This is a genomic window from Vagococcus sp. CY52-2 (genome assembly GCF_022655055.1).
Lineage (GTDB): Bacteria > Bacillota > Bacilli > Lactobacillales > Vagococcaceae > Vagococcus.
The window spans coordinates 1,524,366-1,542,463 of the sequence record NZ_CP093384.1; the positions used below are offsets into that span (position 1 = coordinate 1,524,366).

General features: G+C 33.6%; 8 protein-coding genes. 4 read left to right on the forward strand and 4 right to left on the reverse strand.

From position 1 onward, the window contains the following. Nucleotides 1-51: 51 nt before the first annotated feature. Together addA and MN187_RS07425 are read right to left on the reverse strand one after the other, a co-directional pair. A complete protein-coding gene (addA, locus tag MN187_RS07420; protein ID WP_242093725.1) occupies nucleotides 52-3,798 on the reverse strand; it encodes a helicase-exonuclease AddAB subunit AddA in 3,747 nt (1,248 codons plus the stop codon). Further along, nucleotides 3,791-7,357: a PD-(D/E)XK nuclease family protein gene (locus MN187_RS07425; protein WP_241699398.1), complete on the reverse strand. Its 3,567-nt coding sequence runs from the start codon at nucleotides 7,355-7,357 to the stop codon at nucleotides 3,791-3,793. Before MN187_RS07425 ends, addA begins: the two co-directional genes overlap by 8 nt. A 187-nt stretch (nucleotides 7,358-7,544) precedes the next feature. On the opposite strand from MN187_RS07425, the gene MN187_RS07430 reads away from it, so the two are divergent. Together MN187_RS07430 and MN187_RS07435 are read left to right on the forward strand one after the other, a co-directional pair. After that, nucleotides 7,545-8,840 (forward strand): APC family permease, encoded by a 1,296-nt coding sequence (locus tag MN187_RS07430; RefSeq protein ID WP_371821057.1) that lies wholly within the window; start codon nucleotides 7,545-7,547, stop codon nucleotides 8,838-8,840. A gap of 122 nt (nucleotides 8,841-8,962) precedes the next feature. Continuing rightward, the gene (locus tag MN187_RS07435; protein ID WP_242093729.1) at nucleotides 8,963-11,149 is read left to right on the forward strand and encodes a GH92 family glycosyl hydrolase; all 2,187 of its coding nucleotides are present in this window, start codon (nucleotides 8,963-8,965) and stop codon (nucleotides 11,147-11,149) included. Between the two features lie 14 nt (nucleotides 11,150-11,163). Here the strand turns inward: MN187_RS07435 and MN187_RS07440 are convergent, their stop codons facing one another. After that, nucleotides 11,164-12,825: a protein O-GlcNAcase gene (locus MN187_RS07440; RefSeq protein WP_241699401.1), complete on the reverse strand. Its 1,662-nt coding sequence runs from the start codon at nucleotides 12,823-12,825 to the stop codon at nucleotides 11,164-11,166. 26 nt (nucleotides 12,826-12,851) lie between these two features. Further along, on the reverse strand, nucleotides 12,852-13,907 hold the full coding sequence (locus MN187_RS07445; protein ID WP_241699402.1) for a GntR family transcriptional regulator: 1,056 nt from the start codon (nucleotides 13,905-13,907) through the stop codon (nucleotides 12,852-12,854). A gap of 146 nt (nucleotides 13,908-14,053) precedes the next feature. Between MN187_RS07445 and MN187_RS07450 the strand changes: the two genes are divergently transcribed. After that, the gene (locus tag MN187_RS07450) at nucleotides 14,054-15,355 is read left to right on the forward strand and encodes a glycoside hydrolase family 125 protein (protein ID WP_117973207.1); all 1,302 of its coding nucleotides are present in this window, start codon (nucleotides 14,054-14,056) and stop codon (nucleotides 15,353-15,355) included. A gap of 17 nt (nucleotides 15,356-15,372) precedes the next feature. Next, nucleotides 15,373-18,069: an alpha-mannosidase gene (locus MN187_RS07455; protein ID WP_242093731.1), complete on the forward strand. Its 2,697-nt coding sequence runs from the start codon at nucleotides 15,373-15,375 to the stop codon at nucleotides 18,067-18,069. Nucleotides 18,070-18,098 lie beyond the last annotated feature (29 nt).

The following is an 18,098-nucleotide window of genomic DNA, read 5'->3' on the forward strand; positions in this document are numbered from 1 at the left end:
CTCCTTTTATTGACACTTATTTTATCATTTTTTTTTTCAAATGAATAACATTTATATCATATCAATAATGTCTCCACTATTTAATAGAATCAATTTAGAAGATGTCACGTTTCTTTGATAAATTTCTTCTAACGCTAATTGATAAAGTGTTAATTGACCAACATAACGTTGTTTTAATTTTTCTAATTCTTCAATACTAGCATCTTTAGGCACATAATCTGTTTTAAAATCATATAAAATAAGCTCTGAGTCTGTTAAGACAAATCCATCAATAATCCCATGAATCAATACAGTATCCTCTTCTTTAGTCACATAATCTTGATACAGCTCTTTAGCTGGTAATAGTAAGGAAAAGGGTTGTTCTCTTCTAGTAAATTCATGGTGTGCTAATAGATATTCGCCAAATGTTGTATCAAAAAACGACTTTATTCTATTGATAGGTAATATAGCTGCTAATTTTTCTGTAAAAACACCATTTTGTATCATTGTCTCTATTTGTGCCTCTATATCTTGTTCTGTTGGCTTTTTATCAAGAGGTAGCAATTGCATCAATAAATGTACTGCTGAACCAATATCTGTCGATTTAATTTGGATATCACCTTCCATAAATTTAGGCTTAGCACTATCACTCAATACTTCCCTATGTGCTTTTATTTGTTTCTCTTTTGAGAAATTAAGTGTTGGTACATCCTTCATATCAGGTTCTTCAAATAATCGTTTAACCTCAGAAACAGACTGATAACTTGCCGTCATAGTGGCATCTTTTTCAGGATAAGAAAAATTTAAGCGATCTACTACTTCTTTTAGTAATTTAACATTTGGTTTCACATCAGATATTTTTAACCCTTCTTCTTGCCCTCCTTGAACCATATGTCTAGCTAGAATATCCTTTTCTTGATAAAAATGAATTGAAAACTGACCTGGATGTTTCTTTAGTCCTGGTAAAACAGCCACATCACTCGTTGGAAAATAAGTTTCAAAGTCTGGATGCCTTACTAAAGACATGCCTATCCAGTCCATCAAACTTGATGTTGACTGTCTACTTGCGGTCGGTAACACTATATGCTCAGTACTGGTTGAAGTTGCCCATTTCTTATAAGCATCATCTTTACTTTTATAGGAACCGACTAAGTAGAGCTTTTCTTCTGCACGAGTTAGCGCCACATATAATTTACGCATCTCTTCAGCCAAAAGTTTTTGTTTTTTATATTCTCTAATCACATTGAAAGGAAAAGTATCATATTCTAATCGTTTTTCAATGTCTTTGTATTTGATTCCCATACCAAGTTCTTCATCGAAAACAAATTTTCGTTGTCTAACATCCATAAGATTGAATTGTTTTGACATATCTAATAAAAATACAACAGGAAATTCTAAGCCTTTACTAGCATGAATGGTCATCACTCTAACCGCATCTGCTTCTTCATTAATGTTAGAGGCTTCCGCTAAATCTTTATTTTTTTGCTGCATTTTTTCGATAAACCGAATAAATTGAAATAGCCCCTTAAAACTCATCTCTTCATAACTCGATGCACGATGATACAACGCATGAAGATTTGCTTTTCGTTGCAGACCAGATGGAAGTCCTGCTACATAATCAATTAAGTCGGTATCTTTATATATTTGCCAAATCAATTCAACTAATCGTTTTCTTCTAGCCAACTCACGCCAATAATTAAACTGTTGATTAAACGTCTCGATAATTTGATATAACTGACTGGATTTATCCCCGTCTATTAAAAATTTCTGCAAGGCGTCATAATAATAGCCTGTCATGTCATAGCTTTTTAATAGAACCATATCATTTTCACCAATCCCAACAATCGGCGAGCGTAAAATAGCCGCTAACGGAATATCTTGATAAGGGTTGTCGATTAGTTGTAGTAAAGAAATCATGATTCTAATCTCAGTTGCTTGAAAATAATTTTGTGTATCATTCACCATTAAAGGGATATCATACTCTTTAAAAATATCTAAGATATCTAAGTTATTTTTTTTCGTTGGTGTTAACAATACAATATCTTTATAGGTGATTGAACGCATTTTTTCTTCTTTTTTATCAAACAACTCAAATTTCTTATCAATTAATTCTCGAATTTTTAACGCAACAAGTCGTAACTCACCTTCTGTTTTTCCATCTAGTCTAAATTCTAATGACTCCTGATTTTTTTCTTCTGATGTGGTTTGATAAATTAATAACTCTGTATCATAATCCTTACTTTCAGGAAATGACTTATTTCCAACAATTAATTCAGCACTCGTATCATAATCTAATTGCCCTAATTCTTTATCCATTAATTGTGTAAAGACAAGGTTCGTAAAATCTAAGACATTACTTCTTGAACGAAAATTTTCTGCTAGGATAATGCGACGACCATCTTCTTCTGTCGCAAATTGTTCATATTTTTCAATAAACAAAGTAGGATCAGCTAAACGGAACCCATAAATTGATTGTTTAACGTCCCCTACCATAAATAGATTACCATTATGTTTTTCAGGACGACGTAGCCAATACAAAATCGTTTCTTGTAGTCTATTAATATCTTGATACTCGTCTACCAAAATTTCATTGAATTTATGACGATAATAGGTAGAGGCTTCAGATTCTACCCATTGATCTTCAACTTGTTTTCTTAAAATTGCCAACGTCAAATGTTCTAAATCGTTAAAATCAAGTACATGACGAGATTCTTTTTCTTTAGAAAATCGGTTAATAAATCGCTTGGTCACACTAATTAGCTCTTCAACCACTGACTGTGATTTTTCTAATATCTCTAACATCTCTTCAGGACTTTGTTTGAAATACTGACTTCTTAACTTTCCAATACTTTCTTTTACACCATCTCGTACCAATTTTATTTCCTGGTATTCTTCTTGAACTTCTTCTGATGCTGTTTTTTTAGACGGCGCTTTAATACGCTTAAATGGTGTGCTTATCAAATAATCATAAAAGTCATCAAGTCTATCTTCGGTAATTAAAAATAATAATGTATCAATTAATTGTTTATCGTCACTGACTGTTTCTAGTGTTTTCTTTAGTTCTTCATCACTTTGACAACGATTCACTAACTCATCTATCGTTACTTGAGCTAACAGTAATTGATTTAATACATCTGGTTTCATGTATTGTTGATAGAGTGGCGAGTTGACTAAGCTGTCTGTTATTTGATAATTTTCAAGCAAACTATCTAACCAATTTTCCGGTTCAGAATTCGCTTGAGCAAATAAGTGTATCGAAAAAATGAGTTCCATCAACCCATTATCATTACGGTCGTTAGAAAAATTTTCAGTTAATTGATAAAACGCTTCTCTTTCTTCACCATATAGTTCTTCTCTTAGCTCATCCCAGACATCTTCCTTTAATAGTAAATTTTCTGTTTCATCAGTCAATAAACGAAAAACAGGATCGATATGAATAAGATAATAGTATCTTTGAATGACACGTAAACAAAAAGCATGAAGTGTGCTGATGGTAGCTGTTGGAAGTAGTCCCAGTTGTTTTACCAAATGCTCTTTTTGTGCGGTATCAACTTCTTCTGTAATAGCTGTTTGAATGGCTACTTTAATTCGTTGTTTCATCTCTTTTGCAGCGGCTTCTGTATAAGTCACAATCAATAATTCATCGACATTAACGCCCGACTTAATTTTTTGAATCACTCGCTCAACTAATACCGTTGTTTTACCAGAACCAGCAGAGGCAGAAATCAATAAATTATCCCCAGAGTCATACACTGCTTGCCATTGTTTATCTGTAAAATGGCTATTTTCTGGTTTTACTGGAATATCTATGTTACTCATTTGTCTCCTCCTTTGATTCAGGTTGCAGTTTTTCCATAATCGTTTCTTTTTTCAAGGACTCAATTCGGTGATAATTATTTTCTGGTAACATCACGTCAAATTGACATACACTTTTATATGGACAAAAACCACAAGCTAATCGTTTTTGTTCTTTATAGACTGGATTTAACTCCGTGCTACCTTCATAAATTTTTTCTCCAGCTTGTTTGAAATTATCACGATTATGAGCAACTAAATGAGATAATTCATCTGATGTGATAAATCGTGATGATTTCATTTTTCCACTTTTTAACTGCTCGTATGGGTAAACTAGCGATTTTACCTGAGGGTCAATAGTTTTATCTAATTTTTCTAAAATCACATCATCTTCTACTAACAACCCATCATATTGATACTCTTTTAGTAGTTGTTCATCTAGCGTATCTAATGAGAATTTTTCGTTAACATTGATAACTGGATTTTTAATATGCATGTATAGTGCTCCAGCTGGTTTAGCTGTTTTTCCAACTAACTCTACTGCATTACTTAAGGCAACATCTAAGTACGTAATCATTTGCATGGCTAATCCATAATAAGCATCAACAAAATCAAAATTATGCTTACTCGATTTGTAGTCAATCACGCTTAAATACACATCATCTTCAATAACTAATTTATCCAAGCGATCAATTTTACCTCGTACTTTTACTTTTTTATTATTGTTTAAAACAATTTCTAAACTATTTAATCCAGCTTGTTTTAACGACTCACCAAACAAGACTTCTGTTTGGATAGGGGTCATATTACTTCGTTTAGCTTGATTTTTTAGCGATAAGCACACTCTTTGAATGGTTTTTTCTAACTGATACGACACATATTTCATTCGATTGGTTGTGGACAAAATAGTAAATCGTTTATCTCCTAGTATTTCCTGTAACACCGTTTGAGCAAGTTTCTTCACTTCATCATCTGAAATCTCTGTTAGTTGGATTTTCTGTTTAATTAGTTCCTTAAAGAATAAATCCAAGGCGTCATGATAAAATTCTCCTGCTGCTGCGGGGGATAACTCAAACTGCTCTCTTTCTTGAATACCAAGTCCATAACGTAAAAAGTACTTATACTGACATTGATAGAAATTTTCAATTTTTGAAACAGACGCATAAATTGTTTCGCCATATAATGTATCAACGGATTGATTGTTTAAGGTTTCGGGAATATTTTTATGCGATAAACTCATAAACAAACGATTTGTTTCAACAGGTAATTGTTTACGAACACGTTTTTCTAGTTGTAAAAATAGCCAAGGAACACTTTCTTTCTTTTCGTCATACTCTCTATAAGTACTCACCAAATCACTGAGTAATAGTTTGTCTGTCGAAATTGAATTTAATACCTGTTCATCTGCTGTTAAAATGGCGTCATGATGAATAATAGGAATAGCAAAATATCGACTTAACTGTTCAATGTATGGTGATAGTTTAACATCTTTGACTTGGTCACGATTTTTAGGTGCACTAAGAATAATTTTGTCTGTGGCTGACAGTAACGCCAAATAAAAGATAAATGGTTCATTAGCCATTGATTCAGTTAAACTATTATTTAAAAAACTGTCTGATCTTAATAATTGAGAAAACACATCTCGTTCTTCATTACTTAATAGTGTTTTATTATCAATTTTTTTAGGTAACACTTGATCTGTTGCCCCAAAAATAAACGTCACACGATATTTTTTTGCTCGAACCCTGTCTAATGATGTTACCACTACTTCATCAATTGAAGCCGGGACTTTACTATAGCTAACGCCTTCTAAACCACTAAGTAAAATGTCCTTAAAAATCTCAAATTCAAAAGTATCATCACCTAATACATCATAATATTCATCTAATAAATCCATCAATGCTCGCCATGTTTGCTCATGATTTTTTGCTTCAGTTAAATGTCCCCTTTCAATTTCTTGTTGTTGCATTGCTTGAAGCTGTTTATCGACACCAATTTCTAGTAAAAATTGATAGAACGTTACAATAGCTTCTTTATTAGTAGTAGATTGTTTTAATTTCTCAAAGAACTTAGGTAAATGGGTCGCAATCAATCGTCTGATATCATTAGATTGTTCTTGAATAACTTGTTGATTATCCAAAGTATCATCATCTGTATTATATTGATAGGCCACATACACCCAATCTTCTTTTTTAATCCAGTCACTTCCACTATATCCATAAGCAAGCACCACATTTTCTGTATAGTCTGTTGCTTGTCTAAATACACTCATTTTTTCAGACCACGTTTCCAAATCGTCTGTCAAATTAGTATCTGGAAAGCATAATTCTGTCCTTAAAAAGCGCATCACATCTCGGTATTGATAAAATGATTCATCTATTTTAAATAATGAGCGCAACCATTCGACTAAAGGGTGATTTGCCATATCTTCTTCTTCATTAATATAATAAGGTATCGCCATATCATCAAACACTGCCATAATTTCTGAAGCATATGTTTCAATATCTCGACTAATTAAGGCAATCTCTTCATAACGATAACCTTCTGTTGCTACTAATTCTCTAATTTTTGTCCCAATAGCTTTTACTTCTTGATACGTATCTGTACAAGTCCAAAGTGATAACACATTCAAAACGGTCGATTTTTCTACCTTATTTGGCACTAACTCTTGTAAATTTTGCCACCCATGTGCTAATTCACTCATTGATGTCTGACTTTTTGAGTGACATTTAATATCAAATAATACTTTCACTTGATTGTCTCTAGCGACATCATATAATTCTTGATACATTTTTGACGTATTAAAAAACAATTGATAACTATCTAAAGAAGTTTCTTTTGGTGCCTCATCAAGAACTAAATTTATTTTTATTTCACCAGACACTTTCATTAGTACTTCTATTAGTTGTTTTTCTACTGCTGTAAAATTAGTAAATCCTGACACAATAAATTGAACATGAGATAAATCTTTCTCACTCAAATACTCAGCTAATTCTGTTAATAATTCTTTATCAGCAATATGATGAGTGATTAACATCTCTTGATACGTTTGATAAATTAACTGTATATCGATTAATTTTGTGACATAATCTTCTTGACTGGTCTTTTCAGTTGTTGCAATATCTTCCACAACTTCTTGTAAATCAGATGGCGAAACATTTCCTTGTTGTAACTCATCAAATAAATCAAGCAATTGTTGGATAAAACCTGGTCTATCGACTTCACGCTTAAATAACACCAAGTTATCTTTACAACTTATTAAACTTTTTCTTATCAGCATAAACTTTCCAGAATCACTTAGTCTCGTTGCTTGATAACTTTTAGTTTGTTGCATGTAATACCAAGCCAATCTAGAAAAACTAAAGACTTGTAATCTCATACTTGCCATATACTTCTGTTTGCTAAATTTAGGTAACGTATGCATTTTTTTCAATACATTTATTTCCGTTTCAAATTTAACGTGATTAGGCACAAGATAAAACACCTCATGATGCATCGACTTTTCTAACCAGTCTATCGACATACCTAATAAATCTTCTAACACTTCTTTGTCTGCTGTATTTAATATAAATTGAAGACTCAAACATACCACCTCAATCCCTTTATTTATCTTCCTTATTTTAACATATCTCACACATCAAAACTCTCTCATGACTTTTTTAAATTTCATAAAATTTTCATTCACTTTTTTGCTATTTATGATATATTGCTAATATTGAAATGGAGGTTTTATTATCGACGAGAAAAAACAATATGGTCTTGGCACAGCAATTGCCATGATTATTGGTATTTGTGTAGGATCTGGAATATTTTTCAAAGTTGGAAATATTTTAGCTTTTACTGGTGGAAACATATTTTTAGGTGTATTGGTATTTATTATTGGAGCTCTTTGTATTATTTTTGGAAGTTTATCACTCACAAATCTAGCACAGCGTACTACTAAAAATGGTGGAATGGTTGCCTATTTTGAAGAATTTTTTTCAGAGTCTACAGCAAGTGCCTTTGGTTGGTATCAGACATTTTTATATTTTCCTACCATTGGTGTCGTGGTATCATGGGCAGCTGGAACTTACACTACTATGCTACTAAATTTACCTCAAACGATGACTTATCAAATGGGAATTGGTTTTGGATATATGTTATTTTTTTATTGCTTGAATATCTTATCAAGTCAATTTGCTGGGTGGTTTCAAATTATTTCCACAATTACTAAACTAATTCCTTTACTTGGTATTGGGCTTATCGCATTGTTTTGGTCAAAAGAAACACCTGTCGTTCCACCAACTGTTCCATTAGTTGAACCAACAAATGTTGGTCTTGGATGGTTAGCAGCACTTGCTCCTATGGCTTTTTCCTATGATGGATGGCCTATTGCTTTATCCATCTCACATGAAGTCAAAGGTGGTAGTCAAACGATGAAAAAAGCCTTATGTTTTGGTCCGATTATCGTTCTAGTTGTCTATCTATCCTATTTTCTAGGTCTCACACATATTCTAGGTCCCGAATATATCTTATCTATGGGTGAAGGGGCTGTTATGAAAATTGGTGACATGCTATTTGGCAATATTGGTCAAAAAATTATTTTATTATTCATCCTTGTAGCATTATTTGGGGTAATAAATGGGGTTACTTTGGGACATATCCGCATGCCATATGCTTTAGCAACAAAAAATATGTTACCAAATAGTCAAAAAATAGTAGATAATTATCATCAAAAAAAATTAGGTAGTCAGTCTGCTATTATTGCCTTATTGACTTCTTGCGGTTGGTTTATTATTCACTACATCACACAATACTTCCAGTTAATGGGATTGGGTGACATTGGTGAAATTGCGATTGTGTTTGGTTATTTGTGGTACATCGCACTTTATTTTAAAGTCATTAAACTTTATTTAGACAAAGACATTAAAGAAACCTTTACGGGACTTATTTCACCTATTTTAGCAATCCTTGGGGGATTAATTATTTTATTTGGTGGATTTTATAATAATCCAGTCTTTGAATTTTTATTTTGTTTATTTGGTTATATCATCTTTAGAAAAAATCAATCCAACAATATGATATAACAGTAAAAAAGAAACGATTTTTTTCGTTTCTTTTTTTATACCCTCTTTTTATTTCTCAATCAAAATGTTATGATATATCATATAAAAATAAAATAAAAATGATATATCAAAGGAGAGTTTAAATGTTACTTTCAAACATCGATACACGTCACGGGACAGCTAATCAACATAGCTACTCTAATGGGAATACCTTACCTTATACCGGTGTGCCATTTGCAATGAATTACTTCTGCCCGCAAACCGCACATCAAAATGGGAGTTGGTGGTTTCATCCAAGAGATCATACTTTCCAAGGCATTCGTTTAACCCATCAACCAAGTCCGTGGATGGGGGACTTTTCTCATTTATTACTTTTACCTGTATCAGGAGCTATAAATTCCACTGATTTATTTTTTAACCAAGGATCTTATCGACCTGAAGAAGCAACTTTTCAACCACATTATCTATCGATTTATTCTGAAAGGCATCGTATCTTAACAGAATTGACAGCGCATACTTATGGTGCACATATAAGATTTACCTTTAACCGAAAAGATATGACGGCCGGAATGCTTTTTACCGCTCCTGGTATTAAATCACTCACCATTAAAAACAATCATTTAACTGGCTATATTTCTAATATAGCTGGTTGTGAAGATAAAAAGTTAAAAATGTATATCGACCTTTCTTTTTCTACAAACATTGAGTCTTTAAAATACCATGAACATAATCACATGATTGATTTAGGAACTCACTACAAAGGAGAAGAAGAAACACTTTATCTGTCATTTGACAAATTAGCTTCTGATGGAGTGCTTGATGTACAACTTGCGACATCATTTATTAGTCAAGAACAAGCGACACTCAATCTAGAACGCGAATTACCTCATACTTTTGAGGAACATAAAAATCTAGCTGCAGATAAATGGCTAAATTATCTCAATCGAATTGAAGTGAGCGACAAAAGTAAGGATAAAATTTCACTATTTTATCAAATGATGTACCGTTGTTTTTTATTCCCACAAACGTGGTACGAATTAGACAAAGACAACCAACCAATTCACTATGACACGTTAAGTAAAACCATTAAATCAGGTTATTATTATACTAATAATGGTTTTTGGGATACTTGTCGTTCGCTTTTCCCTCTGTATTCACTTATCGCAACAGAAGAATATGAAAAAATGTTGGCAGGTTTCTATAACGCGTACAAAAATAGTGGCTATTTACCCAAATGGCTCTCTCCTGATGAAAGAGGTTTAATGCCTGGCACATTGATTGATGCTGTCATCGCTGACGCTGCAGTAAAACATATTGCCACAGACAAGATGCCTGATTTCCTTGAAGCCATGTTAAAAAGTGCCACAACCGTTAGTGGAAAGGATAATTATGGTCGATCTGGTACACTTGACTATCTAACTTATGGCTATGTACCAAATCACTATCACGAAAGCGTCAACCACACTCAAGATTATGCTTATAGTGATTTTTGTATTTCACAAGTGGCTGAGTTGTTAGATGATAAAGACTTGGCAAAAAAATATGCTAAACAATCACTTAATTATCGAAACTTAATTGACTTTGACTATGGTATCTTACGTTCAAAAGATAAAGATGGACAACCAAGAACACCTTTTAATCCTTACGCTTGGGGACGTGATTATGCTGAAGGAAGTGCTTATCAAAATAGTTTTGCTGCATATCATGACTTTGGTGGATTGATTCAATCACTTGGTGGAAAAGATCGATTTAAAGAAATCATCACGGATTTGTGCAATACTTACCCTATTTTTGATGTTGATGGCTACGGGTTTGAAATTCATGAAATGAGTGAGATGGCAGCCATTGATTTTGGACAAATTGCCATTTCTAACCAACCTAGTTTCCATCTGCCATTTTTATTTAACTATATTGCAGAACTACCAACTACCCAACACATTGTAAAAGAATTACTATCAAAAGCCTTTAAATTAGGATTTGATGGCTATCCAGGAGATGAAGATAACGGTAGCATGAGTGCTTGGTTTGTCTTGAACAGTTTAGGGTTTTATCCTGTGACTCCAGGTAGTGGTGAATATGTCATAGGTATTCCTATTGTTGATAAAGCGGTGATTCATTTATCAAATGGCAATGACTTAACCATTCAGACAAACAATAATGTCCCACAATATCACTATTCAAAAAATATCTTGAGAAATAATCAGCCTTACAACCACCTCTTCTTTACACATAATGATTTAATGACAGGTGGAAACATAGAGTTTGACTTATGCTTAGTTCCACCAGTTAAACACTACACAGAAACTGATTTACCTTTCTCATTAACATAAAAAATCTAGCGGAACTATTCTCCGCTAGATTTTTTTAGATAGGTTTCATAATAAATAATAGGTATCTGACTTCCCACACGATGTTTTTTAGTCATTAACTCCTGATACAGAGTATGTGCTTTTTTATTATTTTTTGATATCATTGCTTGCCATAACTGGTCTTCTAACATCACTCTTTCAAACCAAGGCTTAATCTCTATCAAAAAGTTAGGATTGTTCATTTTTTTCAGTGTTTCAACCGCTTGACTTAATTCTTTCAAAATATCTGTCAAGGCATCAATATCTTGTTGCTTTACTAACTGCTGCCACTCTACTGGTATGCTTGGTTCAAGATGTCTGTTGGTAAAATGTTTTGATAAAATATCTAATGCTCGACCATTCTCTTTTGTTTGACCATACTCCTGTAATACTTGATGCCACATCGCTAAATCATTTGCTCGATCTGTTTGCCACATATATTTTGCACTATGTCCAACTGTTATTTTAGATAGTTCCCACTGGGCCATTGGATTGAGTACAATTCCTAATACATTATACTGATTATCTGATAACTGTTTACTTCGATTGCTATACTGACTTAAAAAAATTAATTCATTATCTTGTTCAAAATCATTAACTGGTACATTATCCCAAATAATCATCTGACGTTGATAAATATCAGACATTTTTTTTATATCTTCAGTCGTAATATGTCGAGATAGTGTTGTCGGTCCTGTCCAAAATAGTGGAATATCTTGATGTAACAATCTTGTCAATTCTTCTAAATAAGGGGAATCATAGTGATTATCATATTCTGTTGGACACGCAGCAAATTTAACATAAGGGATCTCTTCTACTAAATAATCATAAACAACGTTCATCAAATACGCATGCGCTTGAGCACTTGTTTTAAATTTTTTCTTCACATCATCACTTAATTCATAAGCAATATCATCCATTAATAACCCAAAATGTGTCACACCTAATTGCACCATTTGTTTCAATTTATGTTTTAACACGGATAAATCTGTGTTATCTAAATAATTCAAGTCATTTCCTGGGCTTATCATATACCAAAAGTCAATGCGATTAGCTGTTGATAGATTTAATAACTCTCTAAACTCATCTAGTTTCTCTTTGGAATATAACTCTCGCCAAAGTTTTCGTTGATACTCATCATCTTTTGGGGCATACATATAAGTGTTCATTCTCTTTGAAGATAAAAAAGTAAGACAATCTTTTCTCATCTCATGTGACCACGGAATACCATAAAACCCTTCGATTACTCCCCTCACTTCAAATGACGGAGTATGTGTCACTTTTACTATCGGTAGAAATAATTGACTTTTATTTTTAACAATCAATCTTTGTAATAATTCGATAGCAAAACGGCAACCGTTCATCGTGCGACTGTCAATCAAAATTGTCTTATCTTCCGTGATAGATAACATAAAGCCATCATTTGATAAGTTTCTGTTAAATCGATGCTTTACTTGAAATTCTCCGTGTTCTTTCTCCCATAAAATAAATGGATGAGCTAAATTGAACTGGTCAAAACAATTGTCTAAACTTTCAAATCGAAAAAACGTTCCTGAAAAAGTCATTGATATATTTTTATCTTCTACTACATGATATTGTTTTGTAAACACCACATCATCATATTCAGCTAATACTTTCAACGTTTGGTCTATCATCATATGGTCATCTCTTTTCTACTATTCTTTTATGTACTTTGTCTTGGAATAATGGAAACAGGAATCACATTAACTAATGAGTCAACTGGCTCTCCGTTTAACTGTTTTAATAACAGCTCTCCAGCGACTTCCCCCATACGATAGAAATCTTGTGCAATAGTTGTCAAAGGTGGATCAACTAATTGTGTGGCTTGAATATTATCAAACCCAATAATACCAATTTCATCTCCAATATCCATGCCTTGTTGTTTTAAATACGTCATTAATCTAATAGCAACAATATCATTTTCACAGACTAAACCAACAGATTCTTTTTTGTTATAACAAATAACGTCATAGACTGACTTAAAGAACTGGTCCATAGTTTGTAAAGGGGTTTTCACAATATGTTGAGGTATTAAAGAGGCCTCATAAACTGCTGATAAATAGCCCATGTAACGATCACGAACAGATGAACTTTCTGTTAGACCCGTCCCACTAACAAAAATAACCTCATCATAGCCTTTACTGATTAACTCTTTTGTTGCAAGAGAGCCACCAGATTCATTATCTGCCACAACGCAAGGGTAATGAATTTTTTCGATTTGTTTATCTAATAAAACAACTGGTAGCTGTTGCATCTGACATTGGTATAAAAAATCAATGCTTTCTTGCATATTAATTGGGTAATAAACCACTCCCGCATAGTCACTTGATAAATACAGAGCATCCTCAGTCTGTAACCAATCATGAGATTGCATGTGTAAACGATAATCTGATGCGTTAAGTGAGGCAAGTATTCCTTCTGCATAATTTCCTAACCCCTCGTTTTGAGCAAACGGCATAACAAACAGTAAGGTATTATTTTTTTCTTGCTGTGCTACTTCTTGACGTTTTTTGACAAAACTTCCTTTTCCTCGTACTCGATAAATTAGTCCTTCTGTTTCAAGTTCCATTAGTGCTCGCTTAGACGTAATCCGACTAACATCATATTTTTCAGATAATTCTAATTCTGTTGGTACTTGCGTTTCTTCTTGGTACACGCCAGTTAGTATATCTTTTTTTAATTCTTGATATATTTTTTTATATAATGGCTGCTTTGGCATCTCTTCCCCACTCCTGACTCCTTATTTTCATTGTACATCATACCATATATATCAAAATAAAAAATATGATGAAGCACTAGACACTTATAATGATATATCATATAATAAGAATTGTAAATAAAAGATATATCATTAGGAGGGCTATTATGGCTTATACTGAAATACCACAATCTATTCAACACTTTATGGAACAAATGACACAAAAATGCCACGAAGCAAATCAACCTAGATGGGCAGAAAACTTCAATGCTGGATTTGCTAACACATTGTTAACGACTGTTCGTCGCTATGATGATGGAACTACGTTTCTTTTAACAGGTGATATTCCTGCTATGTGGTTAAGAGACTCAACAGCTCAATTTCGTCCCTACCTAGTCATTGCTAAAGAAGATGACGACATTCGTTCGCTTATTACTGGTCTAGTTAAACGACAATTTAAATACATTAACATGGATCCTTATGCCAATGCTTTTAATGAAACCCCTAACAATAAAGGACATCAAACCGATCATACTGAGATGACTCCTTGGATTTGGGAGAGAAAATATGAAATTGATTCATTATGTTATCCTGTCCAATTAGCTTATCTTTTATATAAACAAACAGGCGAAACCTCTCAGTTTAATGAAGAATTCCATGAAGGCGTAAAAAAAATACTATCCGTATGGGAAACAGAACAACATCATGACCAATCTCCTTATTGTTTTGAAAGAGACACAACACGATTGGAGGATACGTTAACTCATGACGGAAAAGGCACACCTGTTGACTATACTGGGATGACATGGTCTGGTTTTAGACCAAGCGATGATGCGTGTCAATATGGTTATCTTGTCCCATCAAATATGTTTGCTGTGGTGGTTTTAGGCTATATTGTTGAACTCTATTCAACTTTATTTACAGACAATGCTGTACTAGAACAAGCAAATAAACTAAAAAAAGAAATCGATGATGGGATTAAAGAGCATGCTATTGTAGAAAATAATGATGGCGAGAATATCTTTGCTTATGAAGTAGACGGAAAAGGACATTATTCTATTATGGATGATTCCAATGTGCCGAGTTTAATGGCCGCTCCTTACCTTGGCTATCTAGATAAAAACGATCCACTCTATCTTTCAACTAGAAAAACGTTACTAAGTAAAGAAAATCCTTATTTTTATGAGGGTGAATTTGCTAAAGGGATTGGCAGTTCGCACACACCAGAAAACTATGTTTGGCCGATTGCTTTAGCTATAGAAGGTCTAACAACAGATGATAAACAAGAAAAAGAACGGATTTTAAATTTACTCGTTGATTGCGATGGTGGCACACACTTGATGCACGAAGGATTTGACGTTAATAATCCAAATCACTTTACCCGAGAATGGTTTTCTTGGGCGAATATGATGTTTTGCGAACTCGTTATGGATTACTTTGATATCACCATTGAGGCACATTACAACTAAACAAGGGAGATTCTGACATGAAAAATAAAAAAGTGTATATCATATCTCATAGTCATTGGGATAGAGAATGGTACTTACCTTACGAGCAACATCATATGAGACTGATTCGTTTGATGGATGATTTATTAGAAATTTTTGAAACCAATCCAGATTTCAATAGTTTTCACTTGGATGGCCAAACGATTATTTTAGATGACTACCTACAAGTACGTCCTGAAAAAAAAGAAGCGGTAGAACGTGCCATTAAAAACGGAAAATTACGGATTGGTCCATTTTATATTTTACAAGACGATTTTCTTATTAGCAGTGAAGCCAATACACGTAATACGCTGATTGGTCTAGAAGAAAGTAAAAAATGGGGAAAGCCTGTCATGTTGGGTTACTTCCCTGATACCTTTGGAAACATGGGACAAACACCTCAAATGATGAAAGAAGCAGGGATTAAAGCGGCTGCCTTTGGACGTGGTGTCAAGCCAACTGGATTCAACAACGCTGTGATCAATGACGAAAAATACGCATCTCAATTTTCTGAAATGTGGTGGGAAGGACCTGATAGCACTAAAATATTTGGCTTATTATTTGCCAACTGGTACAGTAACGGCAATGAAATTCCAACAACGAAAAAAGAAGCAATTGAATTTTGGGAGAAAAAATTGGCAGACGCTAATCAATATGCTTCAACGGATCATCTTTTAATGATGAATGGTGTGGATCATCAACCCGTTCAAAAAGATGTGACACAAGCCATCGCTTTAGCTAACGAAATCTATCCAGATATTGAGTTTATTCATAGTAATTTTGATGATTATTTAACTGCTGTCATGTCTGATTTACCTGACAACTTGAGTACCGTGACTGGGGAATTAACGTCTCAAGAAACGGATGGTTGGTACACGTTAGCTAATACAGCTTCTGCTAGAATTTATATCAAACAAAAAAATACTGAAGTCCAACGACAATTAGAAAATATCACAGAACCATTGGCAACTATGGCCTATGACATGACAAAATCTTATCCACACGATGAGCTTCGTTATGCTTGGAAAACCTTAATGCAAAATCACCCACACGATAGTATTTGTGGATGCAGTGTGGATGAGGTTCATCGTGAAATGATGTCACGTTTTGATAAGGCTCTAGAAGTTGGTAAATACTTAGCAGATGAGGCTACTTTGGCTTTAACAAGCAATATTGACACAAGTAACTTACCAACAAATAGTAAACCGTTTGTTGTTTTTAATACAGCTGGTGTCGAAAAAAATGAAGTTATTGAAACAACGATTGAATGGATGCGTCGCCCATTTTCTCAAGGGAAGCCGAATGAGTTATATGATGAATTAAAACAAATCGCCGATACATTAAATGAATTTCATGTAGTAGATAGTGATGGAACTATTATTCCAAGTGAATTAGTGACTGTGGATGTCTCTTTTGATTACGATTTACCAACTGATCGTTTTAGAATTCCTTATATGGCAATATTTGTAACAATCAGATTATCTCTTGCGTCATTCAATGAAATGAGTTGGCAGTCATTTGCCTTAGTCGAAGGGGCATCCCAAGCTAAGGATAAGACTTTGTTTGATAAAAACACTCAAACGATTGAAAATGATTATATTAAAGTGGCTATACAAAATAATGGACTGATTGATATAACCAATAAAGAAACCAACATCACTTACCCAAGTGGATTAATATTTGAAAATGTAGGAGATGTTGGAAATGAATATATTTTTAAACAGCCAGAAAATGATACTCCTTTATATGCACATGATTTTCCTACAACAATTAACGTCGTAACAGATACACCATTAGTATGTGAAGTGTTGATTGAACAGCAAATGATGATTCCACTTTCAGCGGAAGACTTATTACAAGAGGAAATGAAAGCTGTCATTGAAATGCGGGATAGACAAGCACAACGCAGCAAAGATTTAGGCACACTTACTCTTAAAACAACTTTAAGGGTAGAAAAGAATAATCGTCAAATTAAATGTCACACTGAATTTGATAATCAAATGCGAGACCATCGCTTACGCGTTCTTTTCCCGACTGATTTAACCACAGAAACTCATGTTGCCGAAAGTATTTTTGAAGTAGTTGAAAGACCAAATACTGTACAAAATAAACATTGGGAGAACCCAACAAATCCACAACATCAACACTCGTTTGTAGCGTTAAGAGATGAAAAAAATGGTATCACCATATCAAATTACGGTTTAAATGAGTATGAAATTCTAACTAACAATACTATTGCTGTGACATTGCTACGTGCTGTTGGTGAATTAGGGGATTGGGGATATTTCCCAACGCCAGAAGCTCAGTGTCTTGGCAAACAATCGGTTGATTTTGCCATAGAAGTCACAACTGAAAACACATTATTTGATTCTTACAAACGTGCTCAAAGTTTGCAAATCCCAACAACAGTCAAACAAACAATACATCACACAGGCGTGTTAGCTCCTAATTATCAATTCTTATCCATTGATGGTAAACAGTTTGCATTGACTGCTCTTAAAAGACAAGAGTTTGGAGAAGATATTATTACAAGAGGATTTAACTTATCCAATCAAACCTCTTCTACTCTTAATCTAGAAATAAATGAGTACACACCATTTGAAGCCAATATGATTGAAGAATTTAAAGAAAATACGTCGGTCTCTACTATTATGGAACCTGCGAAAATCCAAACATTACGTTGGAAAAAGAAATAAAAAATAACACTCTATTTAGTCAGATGATT

Excerpts from the sequence above, each read along its gene's own strand:
- addA (WP_242093725.1), bottom strand. The coding sequence starts at position 3,798 with ATGAGTAACATAGATATTCCAGTAAAACCAGAAAATAGCCATTTTACA.
- MN187_RS07435 (WP_242093729.1), top strand. The coding sequence starts at position 8,963 with ATGTTACTTTCAAACATCGATACACGTCACGGGACAGCTAATCAACAT.
- MN187_RS07440 (WP_241699401.1), bottom strand. The coding sequence starts at position 12,825 with ATGATGATAGACCAAACGTTGAAAGTATTAGCTGAATATGATGATGTG.
- MN187_RS07445 (WP_241699402.1), bottom strand. The coding sequence starts at position 13,907 with ATGCCAAAGCAGCCATTATATAAAAAAATATATCAAGAATTAAAAAAA.
- MN187_RS07450 (WP_117973207.1), top strand. The coding sequence starts at position 14,054 with ATGGCTTATACTGAAATACCACAATCTATTCAACACTTTATGGAACAA.
- MN187_RS07455 (WP_242093731.1), top strand. The coding sequence starts at position 15,373 with ATGAAAAATAAAAAAGTGTATATCATATCTCATAGTCATTGGGATAGA.